Origin of the sequence: Streptomyces nidicola (assembly GCF_050106155.1) — a bacterium.
Lineage (GTDB): Bacteria > Actinomycetota > Actinomycetes > Streptomycetales > Streptomycetaceae > Streptomyces.
In genome coordinates this window covers 8,905,394-8,925,501 of the sequence record NZ_JBNBPI010000001.1, presented here as the reverse complement: position 1 = coordinate 8,925,501, position 20,108 = coordinate 8,905,394, and the positions used below count along the sequence as shown (strand labels likewise).

Sequence of the window (20,108 nt, the reverse complement as noted above, 5' to 3'; positions counted from 1 at the left end):
GTCGGATGGCGGTGGGTCAGATGGCGTGGTCGCGGCCGTCGGTCGGCGACTGCGGGACCGGCGGGACGGTCGGCTTGGGGGTGAAGGAGAGGGTGTCGTGGTTGATGGGGAACGTCGTCGGCATCGTGCCGGTCGCCCTCGCATAGGCGCACGCCACGGCGGCCATGGCTGCCGCGACCCCCAACTCCCCTGCCCCGCCCGGCTTTTCGCTCGTGTTGGGCATGACGATGATGTCGAGTTCGGGCGGGGTGTTCCACTGCCGCGTGTAGAGGTAGTTGTCCCAGCTCGCTTCGAGGAAGTGGCCGTCCTTCAGGTGCAGGCTCGACGTCAGGGTCTGCGCGATGCCGTCCATGAGGCAGCCCATCATCTGGGCCTCCAGGCCGCGGGGGTTCACGGCGAGGCCCACGTCCACCGCACACACCGCCTTGGTGACACGGGGTCCCGTGACACCGTCGCGGATCGGCCGGTCGACCGTCTCCGGCCGGCAGTCAATCTCCACGAGGACCGCGTTGACCGCGTGGTACTCCGTGTGCACGGCCACGCCTTGTGCGACGCCGTCCGGGAGGCTCCGCCCCCACTGTCCGGCCTCGGCGACCTTGTCGAGGACGGCGCGGGCCCGCTCGTCGTGCAGGAATTCGCGGCGGAACGCGAGTGGATCCTTGCCCATCTTCGCGGCGAGCCGGTCGACGATGAGTTCGCGGGCGCAGGTCACGTCGGGCGAGTAGACGTTGCGCATGCTCCCGGTGTTGAAGCCCTTGTCCGTCTCGTTGAGGACCCGGCTGTACGCGCCGAACTCGTACGGCATCGACTGCGACAGCTGGAAGAACGTCTCGGAGAAGGCGAGGTCGGCGACCGGCAGCTTCGCGGCCACGGAGGTGAGGGCCTCACCGAAGCCCATGGTGAGGTCGGTGGAGACGCTGGTGTGCCGCTGCTTGAAGCTGAGCACCTTGTCGCCCGAGTACGCGGCTCGTACGCGCGAGGTGGCCATGGGGTGGGCGCGGCCCTGGCGTGCGTCGTCGGCGCGGTGCCACATGAGCCGGACGGGCTTGCCCAGCTTCTGGGAGATCTCGGCGGCTTCGAGGGCAGCGTCGAAGAACAGCTTGCGGCCGAAGGAGCCGCCGCTCTCGGTGACATGGACGGTGACGGCGCCGACCGGCAGGCCGAGGCGGGCCGCGATGGTCTGCTTCGCGACGATCGGCGACTTGAGGCCGCCCCAGATCTCTGCCTTGTCCGAACGGACGTCGGCTATCGCACAGTTGGGCTCAAGCGCGCTGTTGCCGCGGAAGTGGAAGGTGAAGCGCTCCTCCACGGTGCGGGCCAACGACGGAAGACCCATGGACGGTTCGGCCTTCTTCAGCTCGGCAAGGACCGTGTCGTCGGACTTGCCCTCCGCCGTGCCGCCCCGCCATGACACGTCCAGGGCCCGTACGGCGTCGATGCACTGGCCGAAGGTGCGGGCGCGCACGGCGACACCGGTGGAGACGACCACGGCGTCGGTGACACCGGGCATGGCCCGCACCGCGTCGAGGTTGGCCACCGAGTCGACCTTGCCGTTGATGGTGGGAGCGCGGCACACCATGGTGGGCAGCGCGTCCGGCACGGCGAGGTCCATGGCGAACTTCTTGGCTCCGGTGACCGCGGCGCGGGCGTCGACGCGGCCCTGAGGTGTGCCGATGACGGTGAACTCGTCGGCGGACTTGAGCCGCGCCGTGGCCTTCTGCGTCGTGGCCGCGGCGGCCTTCTCCGCCAGCTCCCCGATACCGATGCTCTTGCCCGCGGGGCCGAGGACGACACCCGCCTTCACCTTCAACTCAGTGACCAGCGCGCCCAGTTCGAGCGCCGCCGCCTCAAGAAGTCGACCGCGCGCGATGGCGGCCGCCACCCGCACCGGGGTGTAGGTGGCAATCGTCGTGTTGGAGGCGCCGGTGAGCTGGTTGAAGAGGAGTTCGGGGCGGGCGTCGGCGAGCGTGACGTGCACCCGGTCGAGGGGCACGTCCATCTCCTCCGCGATCAGCATCGCGGTCGAAGTCGTGATGCCCTGGCCCACTTCGGCGCGCGGCAGCGCGAAGGACACCGTGCCGTCCTTGTTCACCTGGACCGTGATGAGCGCGGAGGTCGGCGCGGCAGCCAGGGACAGGGCGTCGTTGAGGTCGACGACTTCCGTGATGTCGAGGGACGGCAGACCGCCGGCTCCCGCCACATCATTGGCCGCCATGCCCTTCGCCGACGCCCCCTCGGCCGCCGCTTCCTTCGCCGGTGCGAGTTCGGCCGCGGCCACCAGCGTAGGTGCCGCCAGTACGTAGCCGAGCAACTGTCGTCTGCGCATACTCCCTCTCACTCCGGCCGGTTCATGTCCGGAAGATTGATGGCGATCGGCTGCCCCTCGGCCAGGAACAGGAGCACGAACCGTCGGATCGCCTCTTCCAATGTCCACATGACCGACGGCACCCCCGGCAGGGGGATGAGCCCCTCGCGGAAGGCCACGAGCAGCGGCCAGGCACCCGCGACGAGCGGCTCCAGGATCGGTTCCTTGGACAGGCCGATCATGTCGCCGACCCGGTCGCCCAGCGTATACCGGGAGAACGCGCTGATCAGGGGGCGGGTCAGCCCCAAGTCCAGTTCGGCCACGATGCCGAGGAGGACATCGGCCAGCGCCTCGCCCTCCTTGGTGTGCGCGAGGATCGGGTCGAGCACCTGCTTCGACTGCGCGTTCGCGGCGTCCCACGTCTTCGGGATGTACTCGTCCTGGACGCCGAGCATGGCCGCGCTCACCTGCCACACGTGCAGATACGCGTCCGCGTCGGCGGCGCCGACCCGCACACCCCAGTCCTTCAACTTGCGCATGACGAAGGTGGCGAGGCTGTGCCAGGTGACGAGGATGTCGGCCTGGCTGATCGGGATCTTCTGGCCGCCGCTGACCTGCGTCCACGCCGGGGACTGCGGCAGCAGGTGCCGCACCGCGGCGTGCACCATCCGCGTCTTGACCGCGGTCACGACCATCGAGCCCTCGGGCTTGTAGGCGTCCAAGTCCCCGATGTCGTAGCCGAGTTTGGCGGTCTTGGCGATGCGGTCCTTCATGTCCGCGCCGCCCTTGGAGTAGTACACGGCGCGTGACTCGCGGGGTATGGCGGTGCTCATGAGGCCGCTGCCGAGGCCGTACAGGGCGCCGACGTAAATGCCCTTGGTCCTGCTGAACCTGGAGCCGCGGTCGAGCTTGGCCGGGTCCGCCCAGGAGGGCAGCTTGCGGGCGTCCTCCATGAACTCCCGCAGGTCCGCGGGGAGTCCGTCGGGCAGCGGCTGGTCGTTGCGCTTCCACTGCGCGAGGAGGCCGTTGACCTTGGCCACTTCACCTCGCTCGATGACTCCCGCGATCACCGGGTCGGCCTGTTCGTCCCACACCCACTCGGGGTCGACGCCCGCGCCGGACCCGGCGACGGAGGCCGTCGGTGACCAGGTCCACAGGGACCGGGCGCTCGCGGGTGACGCGAGACCGATCGCGCCGAACGCGCCTAACGCCCCGCCCGCGAGCAACATGTTCCGCCTGCTCATACCATCCATCGCTCCGAACTCCTCCTTGAGTTCCGTGACTCTCTCGACCATCAACGAGCCCTGCCTGTATGGCAGTTGCCTTGGTACGATGAAACACGTTGAGCATCTCTGTATCAGTACCACAGGGGAGCACAGACGCGGCATGAACGCCAGAGGCTTCACGCGATCAGGGAGGCACCTGTGGAACCGAACGTGCTCGAGCTGGCCTTCAGCAACTCCACCACCGGGGCCGATGACACGGACGACGTGACCGTCCGACTGCTCGACGCCGCCTACGAGCAGTTCTGCCGCATGGGCATCAAGCGCTCCACGATGGCCGACGTGGCACGGCTCGCGGGTGTATCCCGGATCACCGTCTACCGCCGGTTCGACACGAAGGAGGCGCTGGTCGAGCACGTCGTACGGCGGGAGTTCCGGCGCTACTTCGAGCAGTTCGCGACCGAGATCCGGGGCGCGGACACGGTCGCCGACCGGGTCGTCCTCGGCTTCGTGAGCTCGCTCCGCGCCATCCGCCACAACCGGCTCATCGGCGGCCTGATGGCGGTCGAACCGGACTCCGTGGTGCCGTCGATGACCACCGACGGGGGCCGCACCCAGCACGTGGTGCAGCAGTTCGTCGCCGCGCGGCTGCGCGAGGAGCAGCGGGCGGGGCAGGTGGCCGCCGGGGTGGACGTGGACGTGGTGGCCGAGATGATGGTGCGTGTGTGCACGTCGTTCCTGGTCGTGCCGAGTCATGTCATCGACCTGGACGACGACGCGCGCATGCGGGAGGTGGCCCGGCAGTTCCTGGTCCCGATGCTGGATCCGCCGGCGTAGACCTTGTCGTCGAATTCGGTCCCCTGTGGCGATGACGCGACTTATTGACACAGCGCCAATAACGGTCCACGGTGGGCACCGCTCACGCACAGTCCGCCCAACCCGCACGTTCAACGTCGTACGTTCCCGGGAGCCGCCGTGACGCCAACAGAGCCGCTGCGCCAGTCCATCGACGGGCTGACGATCACCAAACTATTGCGCCGCAACGCCGAGGAATTCGGCGACCGGCCGGCCCTCACCACCGGCATCGATCCGGACTCGGGCACGCTGACCTGGTCCCAGCTGCGCGCCGAGACCGCCGCGCTCACCCGCGGCCTCGCCCAACTCGGCCTGAGTCGCGGCGATCGCCTGCTCATCGCGATGTCGAAGCGCGCCGAGCACTGGGTCACCGATCTGGCCGCCGCCCACATCGGCGCACTGCCCTGCAGCACGTACGACACCCTGAGCGGCGAACAGATCGGGGTCATCGCCCGGCACAGCGCGGCCACCGTGCTTGTGCTTGAGGGCGCGGAGCAGGTGCGGCGCTGGGCGCCCGTCCTGGACGATCTGCCGAACCTGCGCGCCGTGGTCGTCCTCGACTGGTCGGCCGCCCCCGCCGACGATCCACGGTTCGTCAGCTACGCGGCGGTGCGCAATGCCCTGCCGCCCGACGACGCCGCCTTCGAGTCACTCACGGATGCCGTGACCCCGGACCAGCCGCTGGCCCTCGTCTACACCTCGGGCACCACCGGCGACCCCAAGGGTGTGGTGCTCTCGCACCGCAACGTGGTCCACGAGTCCGTGATGCAGGAGCAGTTGGTGCCGCTGCCGCCGCATCCGCGCTCGGTCGCGTATCTGCCGATGGCGCACATCGCGGAGCGGGTCCTCGGGATCTACATGCCGATCTGCAGCGCCGGCCACGTCACCATCTGCCCCTCCCCCGACCAGCTGCTGCCCGCGCTCCAGAAGGTCCGCCCGCACGGCTTCTTCGGTGTGCCGCGGGTGTGGGAGAAGCTCACCACCGGCCTGCGCGCCCAGCTCGCCGCGCTCCCGGAGCAGCAGGCGACGGCCCTGGCGCAGGCCCAGAAGACGGCACTCGAAGTGTTCCGACTACGCTCCGCCGGCAAGAGCGTGCCTCCCGAACTGACAGAACAGCTACGGAAGTTGGACGAGCTCGCACTGCGGCCGCTGCGCGCCGCGATCGGCTTCGACGACTGCCTGCGGGCATTCAGCGGCGCCGCCCCGATCCCCACGGCCGTCCTGGAGTTCCTCGCGAGCGTGGGCCTGCCGGTGTACGAGGTGTGGGGCCTGAGCGAGACCACTGGCGCGGCCACCGTCAGCACGCCCGATGTGTTCGCCCTCGGCTCGGTCGGCCGTCCGGGGCCCGGGATCGAGGTCAAGGAGGCCAAGGACGGCGAGCTGTTCGTCCGCGGCCCCGTCGTCTTCTCCGGGTACCTCCAGGCGGACGGCGGCATCGCGCCCGGCACGGACGCCGAGGGCTGGCTGCCGACGGGTGACGTCGGCACCGTCGACTCCCGGGGCATCGTCACCGTCACGGACCGCAAGAAGGAACTCATCATCACCGCCGGCGGCAAGAACATCGCCCCGACGAGGATCGAATCCCTGCTGCGCGCACACCCGTTGATCGGCCAGGCCGTCGCGATCGGCGACCGGCGCCGCTACCTCACGGCGCTGCTCGTCCTCGACGAGGAAGCGGCCCCGCCCTGGGCTCGCGCCCACGGCATCACCACGACCGCGCTCGACGAACTCGCCGTGCACCCCGAGGTGTTGACGGCGCTCGATGCCGCGGTCGAGGAGGCCAACGCGGTGCTCTCGCGGGTGGAACAGGTCAAGCGGTACCGGGTCGTCGCCGGGCCGTGGACGGCGGAGACGGGCGAGCTGACGCCCAAGCTGAGTCTGCGCCGCAAGGCCATCGACGACCTGCACGCGGCGACGATCGAGTCGATGTACGAGTCCGACGAACCGGTGGACAGGGACCCTGCGGACAGGGACAAGGAGTAGCCGCCCATGGGAGGCAAGGCCCAGGCCACCCGGCGCCGCCGGATGGAACCGGATGCGCGCCGCGCCGAGATCCTCGCCGTCGCCCGCCGGCGGTTCGGTTCCACCGGCTACGCCTCGGTGTCGATCTCGGACATCGCGGCCGAGGCCGGCGTGGCCCGGGCCCTGGTCAACCACTATTTCGGTGACAAGCGGCAGCTGTACCTGGAAGTGGTGCGGCAGATGATGGTCATCCCGGCCTCCGTGTCACAGCGGCTGCCACCGACCACGGCCGAGGAACGCCTGGCCGTCTGCGTCGACCGCTGGCTCGAAGTCGTCGAGCGGAACCGGGAGATGTGGCTCGCGGCCATCGGCATGGAGTCACTCGGCGACCCGGAGGTCGACCGGATCATGCTGGAGGCCGACGAGATCGCCACCGACCGGATCCTCGAGGCCGCGATGATGACGGACGTCGCCGAGGACGCGGGCCGGGAGAAGCTCCGCGCGATGATCCGCGCCCACAGCGCCATGCTCAAGTCCGCGTCCCACGAGTGGCTGGAGCGCGGCACGCTCACCCGCGACGACCTGCACGTGCTGCTCACCCGCTCGGTGCTCCACCTGCTGCACACGGTCTTCCCCGCGGTACGCGACAGCTGACCGCGGCCACCGTCACGTACACACCTATCTTCTTCCTCAGGAGACACACCATGCCCCGAGTCCTGTCCGACGAGCGCCGTGATCTGGTCAAGGCCATCGCGGACTTCTGCTCCCGCGAGTGCGGCACGAAGGAACAGCGCGACAAGCTGACGTCCAACGGCGCGGAGCATCACAACCAGCGGCTGTACGAGAAGATGGCGAAGCTCGGCTGGCTCGGCATCGCCGTCCCCGAGGAGTACGGCGGCGCGGGCCGCGGCATGGTGGACCTCTCCCTCTTCCTCCAGGAGACGTCCTACGGCCGCGCCCCCATCAGCGGTTTCGGCACGACGATCATCACCGCGGCGGCGTACGACAAGTTCGGCACGGAGGAGCAGAAGCGCACCATCCTCGAAGGCGTGGTGAACGGCCGGGTCGAGTCGGTCTCGATGTCCGAGCCGGGGGCCGGTTCCGACGTGGGCGCGCTGACCTGCCGTGCGGAGCGCACCGCGGGCGGCTATCTGGTCAACGGGCAGAAGACGTGGTGCTCGAACGCCCACTTCGCCGACCACATCCTGCTGATCGCCCGTACGGAACCGGGTTCGTCGAAGCACGAGGGCCTGACCCAGTTCATGGTGCCGACGGACGCCGAGGGCCTGACCATCCGCGGCATCGACACGATGGGCGGCAAGGAGGTCAACGACCTCTACTTCACGGACTGTTACGTCCCGGACTCGGCGGTGGTCGGCACGCCGGGGAAGGCCTGGACGCAGCTGATGGCGGGCCTGAACCTGGAGCGGATGATCCTCGCCGCGATGATGCTGGGCGTGGCGCGCCGGGCCTTCGACGACACCTTGGCGTACGTCCGCCAGCGCGAGCAGTTCGGCCGCCCCATCGGCTCCTTCCAGGCACTCAAGCACCGCATCGCGGACATGGCGACGGAACTGGAGTGCGCGCAGCTCCTCCTGGACGACACCGCCGCGACGATCGACGCGGAACCGGGCAAGGTGTTCCCCCGCGAGGCCTCGATGGCGAAGCTCAAGTGCACGGAGCTGGCGAAGCACATCACTCTGGAGGGCATGCAGATGATGGGCGGCTACGGCTACGCCACCGAGTACGGCATGGAGGCCATGCTGCGCGCGACGGTCGTGTCGACGGTGTACGGCGGGACGAGCGAGATCCAGCGGGACATCATCGGCAAGACGTACGGGTTGTAGGCGCGCCGCGCGGCCGTCCTCCCGGTGTGTTCCGTCGATGAGTTCCCGGCGCTCGTCCGGTCTATCTGTCGACGAAGGGAACACACCATGAGCAAGGTCATTGTTTGTACGTTCCTGACCCTGGACGGCGTCATGCAGGCGCCCGGTGGTTCGGACGAGGACGTGGAGGACGGCTTCCGGCACGGCGGCTGGCAGAAGCCGACGGACGACGAGGAGGTCGGCGCGGCCATCGCCGGCTGGTACGAGAACGCCGAGGGGATGCTGCTCGGCCGCAAGACGTACGACCTCTTCGCGTCGTACTGGCCGAACGCCGATCCCGGCAACCCGTTCACCGAGCGCATGAACAGCATGCGCAAGTACGTGGCGTCCCGGACCCTGAAGTCCGTCGAGTGGCGGAACTCCACGCTCCTGGAGGGCGATGTGGTCGACGCCGTGCGGAAGTTGCAGACGTCCGGCGGCGGCGACATCAACGTCGTCGGCAGCGGCGACCTCGCGCAGACCCTGATGCGGAACAACCTCGTCGACGAGTACCGGCTGACCATCCACCCGGTCATCATCGGCACCGGCAAGCGGCTGTTCGCCGACGGGGCGATCCCCACCGCGCTGGAGCCGGTCACCGTCTCGACGACGAAGGGCGGCACCGTCGTCGGCGTCTACCGGCCGAACGGTGAGCCGAGCTACGACAGCTACTGAGGGGTCGGCCGGGACGCGGTCCGCCGGGTGAGGAGGTCGGTGACCAGTGCGATCGGCGGCCAGCCCAGGCGTCCCTGGCGTGCGACGACATGGGCGCGCAGCACCACCTCGGGGCCGGTGAGGGGAAGCAGCCGGACCCCGGGGACGGTGGGGGTGTCGACGGGGAGCAGCCCCACCCCGAGCCCGGCTGTGATCATGCCCTGGACCAGGTCGAGGCTGTCGGCCTGATGGGTGACGCGGGGCGTGAACCCTGCCATGGCGGCCAGGGTGTGGATGACCGTCGCGTCGGAGGTGCCGCGGGAGTTCACGATCCAGTCCTGCGCGCGGAACCGGGCGAAGACGTCGAGGGTGTCGGCCCCTTCGGGCACCTCGGCGTCGGCCGGGACGCCGAGCCCCCAGGAGGCGGTCCACAGGGCGGTGGTGTGCAGTGCGGGGTCCGGGTCGGCGGGGGCCAGGTTGTAGTCGTAGGTGAGCGCGAGATCGGTCTCGTCCGAGGCGAGCAGCTCCAGCGCCTCGGCGGGTTCGTGCTCGCGGACGAGGATGTTCAGCCGGGGATGGCCGGCCGCCAGCTCGGTGACGAGGGGCAGCAGGTGGACGCGGATGGCGGTGGCGAACCCGGCCACCCGCAGCGTCCCGTTCGGCTCGGCCCCTGGCGCGAGGTCGAGGCGCGCGGCCTCGACGGCGGCGAGGATCACCGCGGCGTGCTCGGCCAGCCGTCGGCCGGCCGGGGTGAGTCGCACCCGCCGCCCCTCCGGCTCGATCAGATCGGCCCCCATCTCCCGTGCCAGGACGGCGAGTTGCTGCGAGACCGTCGACGTCGTGGTGCCCACCGTGTCCGCGACCGCGCGCATCGAGCCCAGCCGGGACAGTTCCACCAGTAGCCGCAGACGCCGTGTCTCCATCTCCCCATTGTCCAGGATCATCGAACAGAACGTCCAGGATCGGCACGTGGACGCGAACGGTGCAGGGGGCATTGACTGTCGACCATGAGTTCGCCCCAGCCCCAGCACCGATCCCGCCTGCATCCATCCCGTCCGAGCGGCGCGCAAGCCGGATTCGCGATGGCGGTCGCCTCCATGTCCACCGTCCAGCTCGGCTCGGCCCTGACCGTGCCGCTCTTCGGCCAGCTCAGCGCGCTGGGCACGGCGGGGCTCCGCCTGGGCTGGGCCGGCGTGCTGCTGCTCGTCCTCGTCCGTCCCCGCCGCCGTGACTTCACCGCATCCGACCTACTGGCCTGCACGGTGCTCGGCGCCGCGACCGCGGGCATGATGGTCTTCTTCATGCTGGCCCTCTCCCGTCTGCCCCTGGGCACGGCGAGCGCGCTGGAGTTCCTGGGCCCGCTGGCCGTCTCCCTGTTCGGGCCGGGTCACGGCCGCAGGACATGGGCCGCGGCGGCGGCGATCGGTGTCGTCCTGCTGACCGAGCCCTGGCACGGCGGCCTCGACGCGCTCGGTGCGGTGTACGCGCTGGCAGCGGCTGCCTGCTGGGCCTCCTACATCCTGCTGACCCAGCGCGTCGGCGACCGTGTCACGGGCCTGAAGGGGCTCGCCGTCTCCATGCCCGTCGCCGGCGTGCTCGGCATGCTGATCGCCGCGCCCGCCGTCACGGCCCACGTCACCTGGCCGACCCTGTGGATCATGCTCGCCCTGGCCGCCCTGAGTCCCGTACTGCCCTTCGCCCTCGAGTTCCTCGCCCTGCGACGCCTCACCACGTCGGCCTTCGGGACCCTGATGAGCCTCGAACCCGCCATCGCGCTGCTGGTCGGCCTCCTCGTCCTCGGGCAGACACCCGGCCTGGCACCCGCCGCCGGTATCGCCTTCGTGGTCGCCGCCGGCATCGGCGCCACCCGCGCGGGCGCCAGGCGACCGACAGCGCCGACACTCGACGTCTCGGATCCCGCCCCGGCGTCGAGTGGGGCGTGAGCGAGCACGCCGACGGCCGTGCGACCGCCCGCGTACGATCCCGCCATGGTGCAAAGCTCCGCCCGGACCGTGGACGACTACCTCGACGAGGTGCCCGCCGAGCGCCGCGCCGCGCTCGGCGAACTCCGGCGGCTGTGCCGCGCCGAGCTGGCCGGCTTCGCGGAGGTCATGGCGTACGGCATGCCCACCTACGAGCGGGAGGGTGTCGCCGAGATCGCGTTCGCGAGCCAGAAGCAGTACATCTCCTTCTACCTGATGCGCGGCGATGTGCGTGAGGCCTTCACCGAGCGGCTCGCGGGCCAGGACATGGGCAAGGGGTGTCTGCGGTTCCGGAAGGTGACGGCCGTCGACTTCGAGCTCGTGCGGGAGCTGTTGCGGGCGACGGCGGCCCGGCCGGGCACGGCCTGCTGATCACGGCTGCCGACGGCGCTCGAAGCGGGCGCGTGCGGCGTCGTGCGCGGCGCGCAGCAGCCGCAGGACCGTGTCGTGCGTCCGCTCGCCGGGATTGACGACGCAGATCCAGTTCTGGGCGCCGTACACGGGATGGGGCAGCACGGTGTCGACGGCCGCGTGGTCCACCGGGGAGTCTCCAGTGAGCTGGTGGAACGTGGCCCGGTCGAGCTGGATGTTCACGCGCAGGCGGCCGGGTGCGTCCAGTGCCGACAGCACGTCGCCCGGGTAGTTCTTGGTGACGATCGTCCCGTACGGCTGGACGGCCTGCGGGACCTCGCCGTCCGGCGCGTAGTAGAAGAACGCGTCGCCCCACGCGATCTCCGGGAAGTCGCCGCCCGGCTCGGGAGCGAGGACGAGCGCGCCGTCGAAGCCGCGCACGGTCGTGATGATCTGTTCCATACTCGTGTTGCTGGTCATGGTTCAAGCATCGGCTTGAAGTGCCTATGTGGGGTTGTTCGGGGGGGGCGAAAGGGAATCGATGGCCGACGAGAGCGCGCTCAGGACCGTCGATGTCGCCAGGGAGTCGGGGTACTCCGTGCAACAGGTGCGCGATCTGGAACGGCTCGGTGTCATTCCGGCGGCCACGCGCTCGGGCAATGGCTACCGGGCGTACGCACCCGTCCATGTACGGGCACTGCGTGCCTACCGGGGGCTCGCCGGGGCCGTCGGGCCCGTCGCCGCCCGGCAGCTGATGGCGGACCTGTGGACGCGGACCGTCACGGAGGCGGCTGCCGCGATCAGCGCCGTGCATGTCGGCCTGGCGCGCGAACGCGACGAGGTGCTGCGCGCCCAGCAGGCGTTGTGGGCGATCGAGTCCGAGGCGACGGCCCACCACGGCGCGGTCGAAACCGAGGCAGCACGCCAGGGCGCGGCCGAAGGCGCCGACACCATGACCATCACCGAACTCGCCGCCGCGCTCGGCGTCCGCACCTCCACGCTGCGCTTCTGGGAGCGGGAGGGACTCGTCGCGCCCGAGCGTGTGACCTCGCTGCGGGCGCGCCGCTACGACGCGTCGGCGATCGGCGCGGCCAGGATCGTCGCGGCGCTGCGCGGCAGCGGATACGGCATCCCCGCGGTGCGGGACATCATCGACTCGCTGCACTCCCTGCATTCGTTGCAGGAGGGCGGCGGCCCCGAGCGGGTCCGGCACATCCTCGCGGAACGCCTCGACCGGATCGCCGCGCGCTCCGTGGAGCTCCTGCGCGCGGGCGCGGACCTCGCCGCCGTCCTGGACTCCCTCACTCCGGCTCGGGCTCCGGCTCCGGCTTGACCGCGACGAGCCTTTCGATCACGCCGAAGCTGTAGCGCTCACGCTCGACGACGCCGAATCCCGCCTCCCGTACGAGGTGCAGCGGGCGGCGCAGTTGATGGTCGTCGGCGAGCTTCATCATCACGGGTTCGAGCGCCCGCTGGAGCGTACGGACGGCGAACCGGTGGCTGATGACATGGTCGATCAGGAGGAGCGTGCCGCCCGGCGCGAGGACGCGGTGCATCTCGGCGACGGCCGAGCGGTCGTCGGGGATGCAGCACAGGGCCAGCGCGCAGACGACCGTGTCGAAGGAGCCGTCGGGGAACGGGAGCCGGGTCGCGGACGCCTCGCTGAGGACGGCGTCGACACCGAGATCCGCGGCGCGTACCCGGGCGCGGGCCAGCATGTCCGGGGAGAGGTCGATCCCGGTCAGGTCGGTGCCCTTGGGATAGTGCGGCAGGTTGAGGCCGGTGCCGACGGCGACCTCGAGGACCCGGCCGTGGGCCCGCTCGCACAGCCGGGCGCGCCCGCCGCGCAGCAGGTGCCGGTCGATGCGGCGCATCCAGCCGTCGTAGTGGGGCGCGTCGCGGGCCCAGATCTTCTGGGTACGCAGGTCCTGATCGCGAGCAGTCACGGCTGCCTCCCCTTCGGCGCGGACGTCCGGTCCCAGCATGCGGCCCGTCCGCGCCGAAGGCGAGCACCCTGCGCGGGTGCCGTCAGGGGCCCTCAGGCGAGCCGCGCGCCCTTGCGCTCCGGGATCACGAACATGGCGAGGATGTCGGCTACGTAGATCGCGGACAGCAGGCCGATGGCGACGGCGAAGCCCCACCGGTCCGCGCACAGGGCCACGACGACGGGCGCGAAACCGCCCACCGCACGGCCGATGTTGAACAGGGTGTTCTGCGCGGTGGCCCGCACCTGCGTCGGGTACAGCTCGGCCATCAGCGCGCCGTAGCCACCGGTCATGCCGTTGGCGAAGAGGCCCATCACGGCGCCGCCGACGAGCAGCGCCCAGGGCGAGACGAGCTGGCTGTACGCGAGGACGGAGACGGCCGCGCCGACCTGGAACAGCCAGAACGTCCTGCGCCTGCCGAGCCGGTCGGCGAGTTCACCGAAAAGAAGAATCCCGAGCGCCATGCCGACGACGGTGACGGCGGTCCAGCCGGAGGACTTGGTGAGGCTGTAGCCGAACCGCTCGCTCAGGTAGGTGGGCAGCCAGGTCATGATGCCGTAGTAGCCGAAGTTCTGGACCGAGGTCAGGACCAGGACGCCGAAGCTGGCACGCGCGGTGGGCCCGTCCTTCACCAGCAGCTTCAGGGAGGCGAGGGTGGAGAGTGCCGCCCCCTCGCTGCGGCTGCGCGTGAAGTGCTCGGGCTCGTGCAGCCGGGAGCGGAGCGCGATGGCGACCACGGCGGGCACCGCGCCGATCAGGAACAGTCCCTGCCAGCCCCATGCGGCGAGCACGGGCGCCGAGATGAGCGCCGCGGCCAGCACACCCGCCTGGAAGCCGAGCGCGACCAGCGACGTGGCGCGCGCCCGCTTCTTGCTCGGCCATGCCTCGGCGGCGAGCGTCATACCGATGCCGAACTCGCCGCCGATACCGACGCCGGCCAGGAACCGGAACGCGGACAGCTCCCCGTACGAGGTCGCCAGCGCCGACAGGCCGGTGAAGACGGCGAAGAAGATCACCGAGTACGTGAGGACCTTCACCCGCCCGATCCGGTCGGCGAGCATCCCGAAGCCGAGTCCACCGACGACGGCGCCGATGAGCGTGATGGTGGCGAGCGAGCCGCCCTGCGCCTTGTCCAGGCCCAGGTCTGCGGAGATCGCGGAGAGGGCGAAGCTCAGGATCAGCAGGTCGAAGCCGTCCATCGCGTAGCCGAGGGAGGAGGCGAACACCGCCTTCTTCGCGTAACGGCTCGGCTTGTCACCGCCGTCGCCGCCGTCCGCACTGTCCACCGGGCCCGCGGCGCTCGGGGTCGCGGCCATCTCATCCAGTTGTGTCATGTGGCTTGGTTCCGTCGTTCCGTCGCGCGAGGTGGGCTGGGGCAGGCGCCGGGGCGGGCGTCCTGCCCCACCCGCTCATGCCGACGTCCGGACACGGCGCGACCGGGGGAAACGGTCGTGGCATCCGGAGAACGGAAGAACAGATGGTGGCGTCGACGGTCTCCATCGGGACCGTGCTCACACCGGCAGGGTGAAATTATTTCACACTGCACCCAGTGCCCTCGACACGGCCTCCGCCCGGCCTCGCGCAGACCTCACCGGCTGGAGCGCGCGAGCCGCCCGCGCCGTCCCGGACTGTGACGTCTGACGACGCATTCTGCGTCGTCAGACGTCACAGTTCCGCCGCCAGCACCGCCTGCGCCGCCTTGCGCGCGTGCAGCGCGGCGTCCCTGTCCCCCGCGAACGTCGCGAGGGCCATCGCCCCGTCGAAGAGCACGGCCAACTGGGCGCCCAACGCTGCCGAGTTGCGGGCGCCGGCACCCTCAGCCAGTTCGGTCAGGAGCGCGCGCAGGGCGGTCTTGTGGGTCTGCACGGCGGTCACGACCATCGGCGCGGCGGCACCCACCTCCCCGAACGCGCCCGCGAACACGCAGCCGCGGAAGCCCGGTTGGCGGAACCAGTCGTTCAGGAAGTCGAAGGGGCCGAGGAGCTTCGCGACCGGGTCCTCGATCGAGCCGACGCGCTGCCCTATCGCCGAACGCGCCACCTGGTCGCGCCGTTCGAGGCAGGCCGCGAGGAGCAGGTCCTTGGACGGGAACATCTGGTAGAGCCGCTTCAGCGGCACCCCCGCCTCGTCACGGATGCGGTGCATCGTCACCGCGTGGACACCGTGGGTGTAGAACAGCTCGTCCGCCACCTCGACCACATGAACCCGCAGGTCGTCCGGTATCAACTGGACGCCGCCTCCAAACAGCTCGCCGCCAACTCACAGCCCCCGTACGCCCCTTGAGCGCCGGACGCGCCTCGCGCGCCGCCTTGAGAACCGCCGTTCTCGCCACTATGGTCCCAGCATAGGACACTTCAGCACTTCAGGACGGTGCACGTTCCGGTTCACCTGACCACCCCGGAGCGTGTGTCCGCACCACCCAACGCCGTGGCGGATTCGGGGGAAGCCGTGCTGCGTATTCACTTCCAAGCGGGAGATCTGGCCCGCACCAGGATCGCCGAGGTACCGGACCCACTCTGGGAAATCGTGCTGAGCCTGCATCAACTCCGGGAGATGCGGCGCGAGCCGGTGCTCAACGCATGGCGGAGGCGACAGTGTCCGCGCGACATGAGCGCGTTGCGGACACTGTCGCCGCTGATGCCGCCGCGAGGCTACTTCCCGGACTTTCTGACGCCCGCCGCGGGTCTCGCCGGGCTCGAGTGCGGAATCGATGCCGTGCTCTCCACTCCTCGCCGTCAACTACGCGCGGAGATGGCGCTGTTGGCGGCCCAGAACAGCACCTTGCCCGCGTGGACCCGGCCGCTGGCCGCCGGCGATCTGGACGCGGTGCACCGGCTGGGTCAGGCCCTGCGTATCTATCACGCCTCCGTGCTCGCGCCGGCCTGGCCGCAGATCGCGGCACGCGTCGAGGGCGACCGGCGGCACCGGACCGGGGCGCAGTGCCGGCTCGGCACCGAGGAGATGCTGCGCACCTTCGCGCCCATACTGCGCTGGCAGTCACCCGTGCTGGTCGCCGACTACCCCGTCGAACGGGACATCCACCTCCAGGGGCGCGGACTGCTCCTCGTCCCCTCGTACTTCTGTCGCCGCACACCGGTCGCGCTGCTGGACGAGGCGCTGTGGCCGGTCCTGGTGTATCCGGCCATGCCGCTGAGCGCGGAGGTGGTCGACGGGCCGGTCCCGAGGCTCGCCCCACTGCTAGGACACACGCGCGCGGCGGTCCTTCAGGCGCTCCAAGAGCCCTGTACGACAACGGAGTTGGCGCGGGTAGCGGGCGTTTCGCTGTCCTCGGCGAGCGAGCACGCGGCGGTGCTGCGGCGCGCCGGGCTCATCGCCAGCACCCGGGAGCGGCACCGGATGCATCACAGCCTCACCCGGCTCGGCAGCCATCTGCTCAGCGGGGCGCTGGTGGGCTGAGCCGTCGTTACGCCTCGCCGCCCGGGCGCCCGATCTGCCCGCGCAGCGCCGCCACGACGAAGCCCACCATGTTGGCGAGGATCAGCGCCGCGGCGATCCCCCAGATGATCGGAAGCGACCGCGCGGGCCAGTCGTTGGCCGACTGCAGCCACAGCGTCAGGATGGCGGTGACGCCGAGTGGGATGCCGTGCAGGCACACCATTCTCCCGGCCGCGTCGTGCCGCCGGTTGCCACGGGAGAACGCCGACCACAGCGCACCGACCAGAGCGGCCGCGCCGAACGACAGGCACGCGAGGGCGCCCGCCGAGGCGGTCCGTCGGCCACTCCAGCGGGCCCTCGGTGGTCTCCTGGCGCTCGCCCTTGACATCGCGCAGGTCGGCCTCCGGCGACTTGTGTCTCGACCCGCGGTGCAGGTCCACACTGCGTACGGTGAACTGCTGCCTCCACCGGCAGTCCGACACCTCGACCGGGACCGAGGCACACACCGGCGCCGCCCGGAATTCCCGCTCCCGTTCCTGCGCCGCGCGGAACTCCGGAACCATCGCCGCCCCGACGGCGAGCATCAGCACCGCGCCCAGCAGCCACATGTCCCGGGTGTCGAGGGATCGGCGCCGCTGCTGAGCCCCGACACCGTCGCCACGGTCGGCCAGCAGCAGGTGCGCGGCTACGACGAGGTGCTCGACCAGCACGACCGCGCGCACGCCATCGTCTTCCAGAAGCCGAGCAAACAGCTGGCGTGGGGCGGCCCGCGCAGCCTCGGCCACGACGGTGCGTGCGGCGCGGTGGGCTGCGTCGACCCGGACACCGGGGTGGCCTTCGGCTACACGGTGGCCCGGGGGCCATGGCCGGGCGGCGCGGATCCGCGGGCGGTCGAGGTGGCTCGGGCGATCGGGGACTTGGTCGGGTGACCCGGAGCCCGATGGGGTGATCGGGCGCCGCCCGGCCGCCGATCTGGTGGCAGGCGCGCAGGTCTGCCACCGACGGCTACGTCGACGTCGCGGCCCCGCTCACCGGCGGATCCGCGTCATCTCCGGGTCGAACAGCGGCTCCGCCGCCGTCGTCGCCGGCACGCGGTCGCCGAAGTAGCCGACCTCCACTCGTGTTCCGGGTTCCGCGTGTTCGGCCGGGAGCCAGGCGTAGGCGATCGGGCGGCCGAGGGTGTAGCCGTACGCGGCGCTGGTGACGTAGCCGCAGGGCCGGCCGTGCACGTGGACCGGTTCGTGGCCCATGACCACCGAGCGGTCGTCCTCGATCAGGAGGGCGGTGAGGCGGCGGTCCACCGTGTCCTTGGTGACGTCGACGATCGCCTCGCGGCCCACGAAGTCGCCCTTCTTCTTGCGGACGGCGAAGCCGACACCGGCCTCGTAGGGGTTGTGCTCGCTGGTCATGTCGTGGCCCCAGGCCCGGTAACCCTTCTCCAGACGCAGGGAGTTGAAGGCGCTGCGGCCCGCCGCGATCACCCCGTGGTCCTGTCCGGCCCGCCAGAGTGTGTCCCACAGGCGCAGGCCCAGATCGGCGGTGGTGTACAGCTCCCAGCCCAGTTCACCGACGTAGGACAGGCGCATCGCGGTCACCGGGACGTCCCCGATGAAGGCCTGCTTCGCCTTGAAGTAGCCGAAGTTCTCGTGCGAGAAATCGGCGTCGGTGAGGGGCTGCACGAGGTCGCGGGCGCGTGGACCCCACACGCCGATGCAGCAGGTGCCTGCCGTGATGTCGCGGACCTGCACCGTGCCGTCGGCGGGCAAGTGGCGGCGCAGCCAGGCGAGGTCGAGGTTGCTGTTGGCGCCGACCTGGAAACGGTCCTGTGCGAGCCGGGCGACGGTGAGGTCGCTCAGCACGCCGCCCGCCTCGTCGAGGAGCAGGGTGTACGTCACCGCGCCGACTGCCTTGTCCAGCTGGTTCGTCGACAGGCCCTGAAGGAACGTCAGGGCGCCCGGGCCCGTGACCTCCAGGCGCTTGAGCGGGGTCATGTCGTACATCGCCACCCGCTCGCGGGTGATCAGTGCCTCGGCGCCGGCGACGGGCGACCAGAAGCGGGCCGCCCACTCGTTCCGCTCGCTGATGTGGGACACCTCGGGGAGGTCTGCGTTGGCCTCGTACCAGTGCGGGCGCTCCCAGCCCGCACCTTCCAGGAACACGGCTCCGAGCTCCTGCTGGCGTATGTGGAAGGGGCTCACGCGCAGCGGGCGGGGGCGGTCCGGCGGCTGGAGCGGGTGGATGATGTCGTAGACCTCGGAGAAGCTCTGGCAGCTGCGCTCGTGCACGTAGTCGGGGGCGAGCTGGACGTCCTCGAAGCGGTTGATGTCGCAGCCGTGGACATCGATGCCGGGCCTGCCCTCGACCATCCACTTCGCGACGGCCCTGGCGACGCCCGCCGAGTGGGTCACCCACACCGCTTCGGCCAGCCAGAAGCCGGACACGGTCGGGGACTCGCCGATCAGGGGCATGCCGTCGACGGTGAACGAGAACAGGCCGTTGAAGCCGTCGGCGATGTCCGCGTCGTTCAGTGCGGGCAGCAGCCTGCGGGTGTCGGCCCAGGCGCCCTCGAAGTCGGCCTTCGTGAAGTCCAGCTTCGAGGGCTGGTCCGGGCTGTCCGCGGGGTGGGCGACGTCGTCGGGCGACAGGGGCATGGGACGGTGGGCGTAGGAGCCGATGCCGATCCGGTCGACGAGTTCACGGTAGTAGAGGCCGGCGTCCTGGTTGCGGAGGATGGGCAGGTTGGCCTCGTCCAACTGGCTGTTGCGGCCCTTGAGTTCGGTGATCGGGGTGGTGGTGGCGTACTGGTGGCCCATGGGGACGAGCGGCACGTCCTGGCCCACCATGCGGCCGATGCGCGGGCCCCAGAATCCGGCGCAGGAGACGACGATGTCCGCGGGGAAGGTGCCGCGGTCGGTGACGACGGCGCTGACGGCTCCGCCGGATGTCTCGATGTCGGTGACGGTGTGGTGGCCGAGGAAGGTGGCGCTGCGGGCGAGGGCGCGGCGGGCCTGTGCCTCACCGATCCGCAGCGCCTTGGCGAGGCCGTCACTGGGGATGTGGTAGCCGCCGAGGATGGCGCCGGGGTCGAGCAGCGGGTGGAGCTTGGCGGACTCGTCCGCGTCGAGGAGGTGGCTCTCGACGCCCCAGGAGGTGAGCCAGCCGTGCCGGCGCTCAAGTTCCCGCAGGCGCTCGGGAGTTGTGGCGATCTCCAGGCCGCCGACCTGCCGGTAGCACCAGTCACCGTCGAGGTCGAGGGCGCTCGTCTTCTCGACGGTGTAGCGGGCGAACTCGGTCATGGTCTTGGAGGGGCTGGTCTGGAAGACCAGGCCGGGGGCGTGCGAGCTGGACCCGCCGGTCGCGAAGAGGGGGCCCTGCTCGAGGACGGTGACGTCCGTCCAGCCGAGTGCGGTGAGCTCGTCACTGAGGGAGCAGCCGACGATTCCGGCTCCGATGATGACCACCTTGGGCTGCGAAGACTGCGAGTTCATGGTGGGTCCTCCGGGAGTTCAAGGGTGCGCGAGGGGGTCGTG

19 protein-coding genes are annotated in these 20,108 nt (G+C 70.5%); 10 read left to right on the top strand and 9 right to left on the bottom strand.

Annotated elements, in window-relative coordinates:
• Positions 1 to 16: 16 nt before the first annotated feature.
• Both ACOKM3_RS40280 and ACOKM3_RS40275 read right to left on the bottom strand, forming a co-directional pair.
• A complete protein-coding gene (locus ACOKM3_RS40280; protein ID WP_426906251.1) occupies positions 17 to 2,326 on the bottom strand; it encodes a molybdopterin cofactor-binding domain-containing protein in 2,310 nt (769 codons plus the stop codon).
• 8 nt (positions 2,327 to 2,334) lie between these two features.
• Positions 2,335 to 3,558, bottom strand: a complete 1,224-nt coding sequence (locus ACOKM3_RS40275; RefSeq protein ID WP_426906250.1) for an oxygenase MpaB family protein — start codon at positions 3,556 to 3,558, stop codon at positions 2,335 to 2,337.
• Positions 3,559 to 3,729: 171 nt separating this feature from the next.
• On the opposite strand from ACOKM3_RS40275, the gene ACOKM3_RS40270 reads away from it, so the two are divergent.
• From ACOKM3_RS40270 to ACOKM3_RS40250, 5 genes are all read left to right on the top strand, one after another.
• Positions 3,730 to 4,365 (top strand): TetR/AcrR family transcriptional regulator, encoded by a 636-nt coding sequence (locus ACOKM3_RS40270; RefSeq protein ID WP_426906249.1) that lies wholly within the window; start codon positions 3,730 to 3,732, stop codon positions 4,363 to 4,365.
• Positions 4,366 to 4,503: 138 nt separating this feature from the next.
• A complete protein-coding gene (locus ACOKM3_RS40265) occupies positions 4,504 to 6,366 on the top strand; it encodes an AMP-dependent synthetase/ligase (RefSeq protein ID WP_426906248.1) in 1,863 nt (620 codons plus the stop codon).
• A gap of 6 nt (positions 6,367 to 6,372) precedes the next feature.
• Positions 6,373 to 6,999, top strand: a complete 627-nt coding sequence (locus ACOKM3_RS40260; protein WP_426906247.1) for a TetR/AcrR family transcriptional regulator — start codon at positions 6,373 to 6,375, stop codon at positions 6,997 to 6,999.
• A gap of 50 nt (positions 7,000 to 7,049) precedes the next feature.
• The gene (locus tag ACOKM3_RS40255) at positions 7,050 to 8,192 is read left to right on the top strand and encodes an acyl-CoA dehydrogenase family protein (protein WP_426906246.1); all 1,143 of its coding nucleotides are present in this window, start codon (positions 7,050 to 7,052) and stop codon (positions 8,190 to 8,192) included.
• A gap of 87 nt (positions 8,193 to 8,279) precedes the next feature.
• Positions 8,280 to 8,885: a dihydrofolate reductase family protein gene (locus ACOKM3_RS40250; RefSeq protein ID WP_426906245.1), complete on the top strand. Its 606-nt coding sequence runs from the start codon at positions 8,280 to 8,282 to the stop codon at positions 8,883 to 8,885.
• Here the strand turns inward: ACOKM3_RS40250 and ACOKM3_RS40245 are convergent.
• Positions 8,879 to 9,787, bottom strand: a complete 909-nt coding sequence (locus ACOKM3_RS40245; RefSeq protein ID WP_426906244.1) for a LysR substrate-binding domain-containing protein — start codon at positions 9,785 to 9,787, stop codon at positions 8,879 to 8,881. The genes ACOKM3_RS40250 and ACOKM3_RS40245 overlap by 7 nt on opposite strands.
• 84 nt (positions 9,788 to 9,871) lie before the next feature.
• Between ACOKM3_RS40245 and ACOKM3_RS40240 the strand changes: the two genes are divergently transcribed.
• Positions 9,872 to 10,807, top strand: a complete 936-nt coding sequence (locus tag ACOKM3_RS40240) for an EamA family transporter (RefSeq protein ID WP_426906243.1) — start codon at positions 9,872 to 9,874, stop codon at positions 10,805 to 10,807.
• Positions 10,808 to 10,852: 45 nt separating this feature from the next.
• Entirely contained in the window at positions 10,853 to 11,218 is a 366-nt protein-coding gene (locus ACOKM3_RS40235; protein ID WP_426906242.1) for an iron chaperone, read from the top strand.
• Here the strand turns inward: ACOKM3_RS40235 and ACOKM3_RS40230 are convergent, their stop codons facing one another.
• Positions 11,219 to 11,659 (bottom strand): DUF6194 family protein, encoded by a 441-nt coding sequence (locus ACOKM3_RS40230; RefSeq protein WP_426907016.1) that lies wholly within the window; start codon positions 11,657 to 11,659, stop codon positions 11,219 to 11,221.
• A gap of 79 nt (positions 11,660 to 11,738) precedes the next feature.
• Here ACOKM3_RS40230 and ACOKM3_RS40225 point away from each other — a divergent pair, with 79 nt between their 5' ends.
• Positions 11,739 to 12,530, top strand: coding sequence for a MerR family transcriptional regulator (locus ACOKM3_RS40225; RefSeq protein WP_426906241.1), 792 nt, complete (start codon positions 11,739 to 11,741; stop codon positions 12,528 to 12,530).
• On the opposite strand, the gene ACOKM3_RS40220 is transcribed toward ACOKM3_RS40225, so the two are convergent.
• The 3 genes from ACOKM3_RS40220 to ACOKM3_RS40210 all read right to left on the bottom strand — a co-directional run bounded on the left by ACOKM3_RS40220 (position 12,499) and on the right by ACOKM3_RS40210 (position 15,408).
• Positions 12,499 to 13,143 (bottom strand): class I SAM-dependent methyltransferase, encoded by a 645-nt coding sequence (locus tag ACOKM3_RS40220; RefSeq protein WP_426906240.1) that lies wholly within the window; start codon positions 13,141 to 13,143, stop codon positions 12,499 to 12,501. The genes ACOKM3_RS40225 and ACOKM3_RS40220 overlap by 32 nt on opposite strands.
• Before the next feature lie 92 nt (positions 13,144 to 13,235).
• The gene (locus ACOKM3_RS40215) at positions 13,236 to 14,516 is read right to left on the bottom strand and encodes an MFS transporter (protein WP_426906239.1); all 1,281 of its coding nucleotides are present in this window, start codon (positions 14,514 to 14,516) and stop codon (positions 13,236 to 13,238) included.
• A 331-nt stretch (positions 14,517 to 14,847) separates the two neighbouring features.
• Entirely contained in the window at positions 14,848 to 15,408 is a 561-nt protein-coding gene (locus tag ACOKM3_RS40210; protein WP_426906238.1) for a TetR/AcrR family transcriptional regulator, read from the bottom strand.
• Positions 15,409 to 15,789: 381 nt separating this feature from the next.
• Between ACOKM3_RS40210 and ACOKM3_RS40205 the strand changes: the two genes are divergently transcribed.
• The gene (locus ACOKM3_RS40205; RefSeq protein ID WP_426906237.1) at positions 15,790 to 16,599 is read left to right on the top strand and encodes an ArsR/SmtB family transcription factor; all 810 of its coding nucleotides are present in this window, start codon (positions 15,790 to 15,792) and stop codon (positions 16,597 to 16,599) included.
• Between the two features lie 7 nt (positions 16,600 to 16,606).
• Here ACOKM3_RS40205 and ACOKM3_RS40200 read toward each other — a convergent pair whose 3' ends face one another.
• The gene (locus tag ACOKM3_RS40200; RefSeq protein WP_426906236.1) at positions 16,607 to 16,966 is read right to left on the bottom strand and encodes a hypothetical protein; all 360 of its coding nucleotides are present in this window, start codon (positions 16,964 to 16,966) and stop codon (positions 16,607 to 16,609) included.
• Positions 16,967 to 17,006: 40 nt separating this feature from the next.
• Between ACOKM3_RS40200 and ACOKM3_RS40195 the strand changes: the two genes are divergently transcribed.
• The gene (locus ACOKM3_RS40195; RefSeq protein ID WP_426906235.1) at positions 17,007 to 17,507 is read left to right on the top strand and encodes a hypothetical protein; all 501 of its coding nucleotides are present in this window, start codon (positions 17,007 to 17,009) and stop codon (positions 17,505 to 17,507) included.
• A 99-nt stretch (positions 17,508 to 17,606) separates the two neighbouring features.
• Here ACOKM3_RS40195 and ACOKM3_RS40190 read toward each other — a convergent pair whose 3' ends face one another.
• The gene (locus ACOKM3_RS40190; protein WP_426906234.1) at positions 17,607 to 20,066 is read right to left on the bottom strand and encodes a GcvT family protein; all 2,460 of its coding nucleotides are present in this window, start codon (positions 20,064 to 20,066) and stop codon (positions 17,607 to 17,609) included.
• Between the last annotated feature and the right edge of the window lie 42 nt (positions 20,067 to 20,108).

Bases quoted from the DNA above. Each gene is read 5' to 3' on its own strand.
- ACOKM3_RS40280 (WP_426906251.1), bottom strand. From the start codon at position 2,326: ATGCGCAGACGACAGTTGCTCGGCTACGTACTGGCGGCACCTACGCTG.
- ACOKM3_RS40275 (WP_426906250.1), bottom strand. From the start codon at position 3,558: ATGGATGGTATGAGCAGGCGGAACATGTTGCTCGCGGGCGGGGCGTTA.
- ACOKM3_RS40260 (WP_426906247.1), top strand. From the start codon at position 6,373: ATGGGAGGCAAGGCCCAGGCCACCCGGCGCCGCCGGATGGAACCGGAT.
- ACOKM3_RS40255 (WP_426906246.1), top strand. From the start codon at position 7,050: ATGCCCCGAGTCCTGTCCGACGAGCGCCGTGATCTGGTCAAGGCCATC.
- ACOKM3_RS40250 (WP_426906245.1), top strand. From the start codon at position 8,280: ATGAGCAAGGTCATTGTTTGTACGTTCCTGACCCTGGACGGCGTCATG.
- ACOKM3_RS40245 (WP_426906244.1), bottom strand. From the start codon at position 9,787: ATGGAGACACGGCGTCTGCGGCTACTGGTGGAACTGTCCCGGCTGGGC.
- ACOKM3_RS40240 (WP_426906243.1), top strand. From the start codon at position 9,872: ATGAGTTCGCCCCAGCCCCAGCACCGATCCCGCCTGCATCCATCCCGT.
- ACOKM3_RS40235 (WP_426906242.1), top strand. From the start codon at position 10,853: ATGGTGCAAAGCTCCGCCCGGACCGTGGACGACTACCTCGACGAGGTG.
- ACOKM3_RS40230 (WP_426907016.1), bottom strand. From the start codon at position 11,659: ATGGAACAGATCATCACGACCGTGCGCGGCTTCGACGGCGCGCTCGTC.
- ACOKM3_RS40225 (WP_426906241.1), top strand. From the start codon at position 11,739: ATGGCCGACGAGAGCGCGCTCAGGACCGTCGATGTCGCCAGGGAGTCG.
- ACOKM3_RS40215 (WP_426906239.1), bottom strand. From the start codon at position 14,516: ATGACACAACTGGATGAGATGGCCGCGACCCCGAGCGCCGCGGGCCCG.
- ACOKM3_RS40205 (WP_426906237.1), top strand. From the start codon at position 15,790: ATGAGCGCGTTGCGGACACTGTCGCCGCTGATGCCGCCGCGAGGCTAC.
- ACOKM3_RS40200 (WP_426906236.1), bottom strand. From the start codon at position 16,966: ATGTCAAGGGCGAGCGCCAGGAGACCACCGAGGGCCCGCTGGAGTGGC.
- ACOKM3_RS40190 (WP_426906234.1), bottom strand. From the start codon at position 20,066: ATGAACTCGCAGTCTTCGCAGCCCAAGGTGGTCATCATCGGAGCCGGA.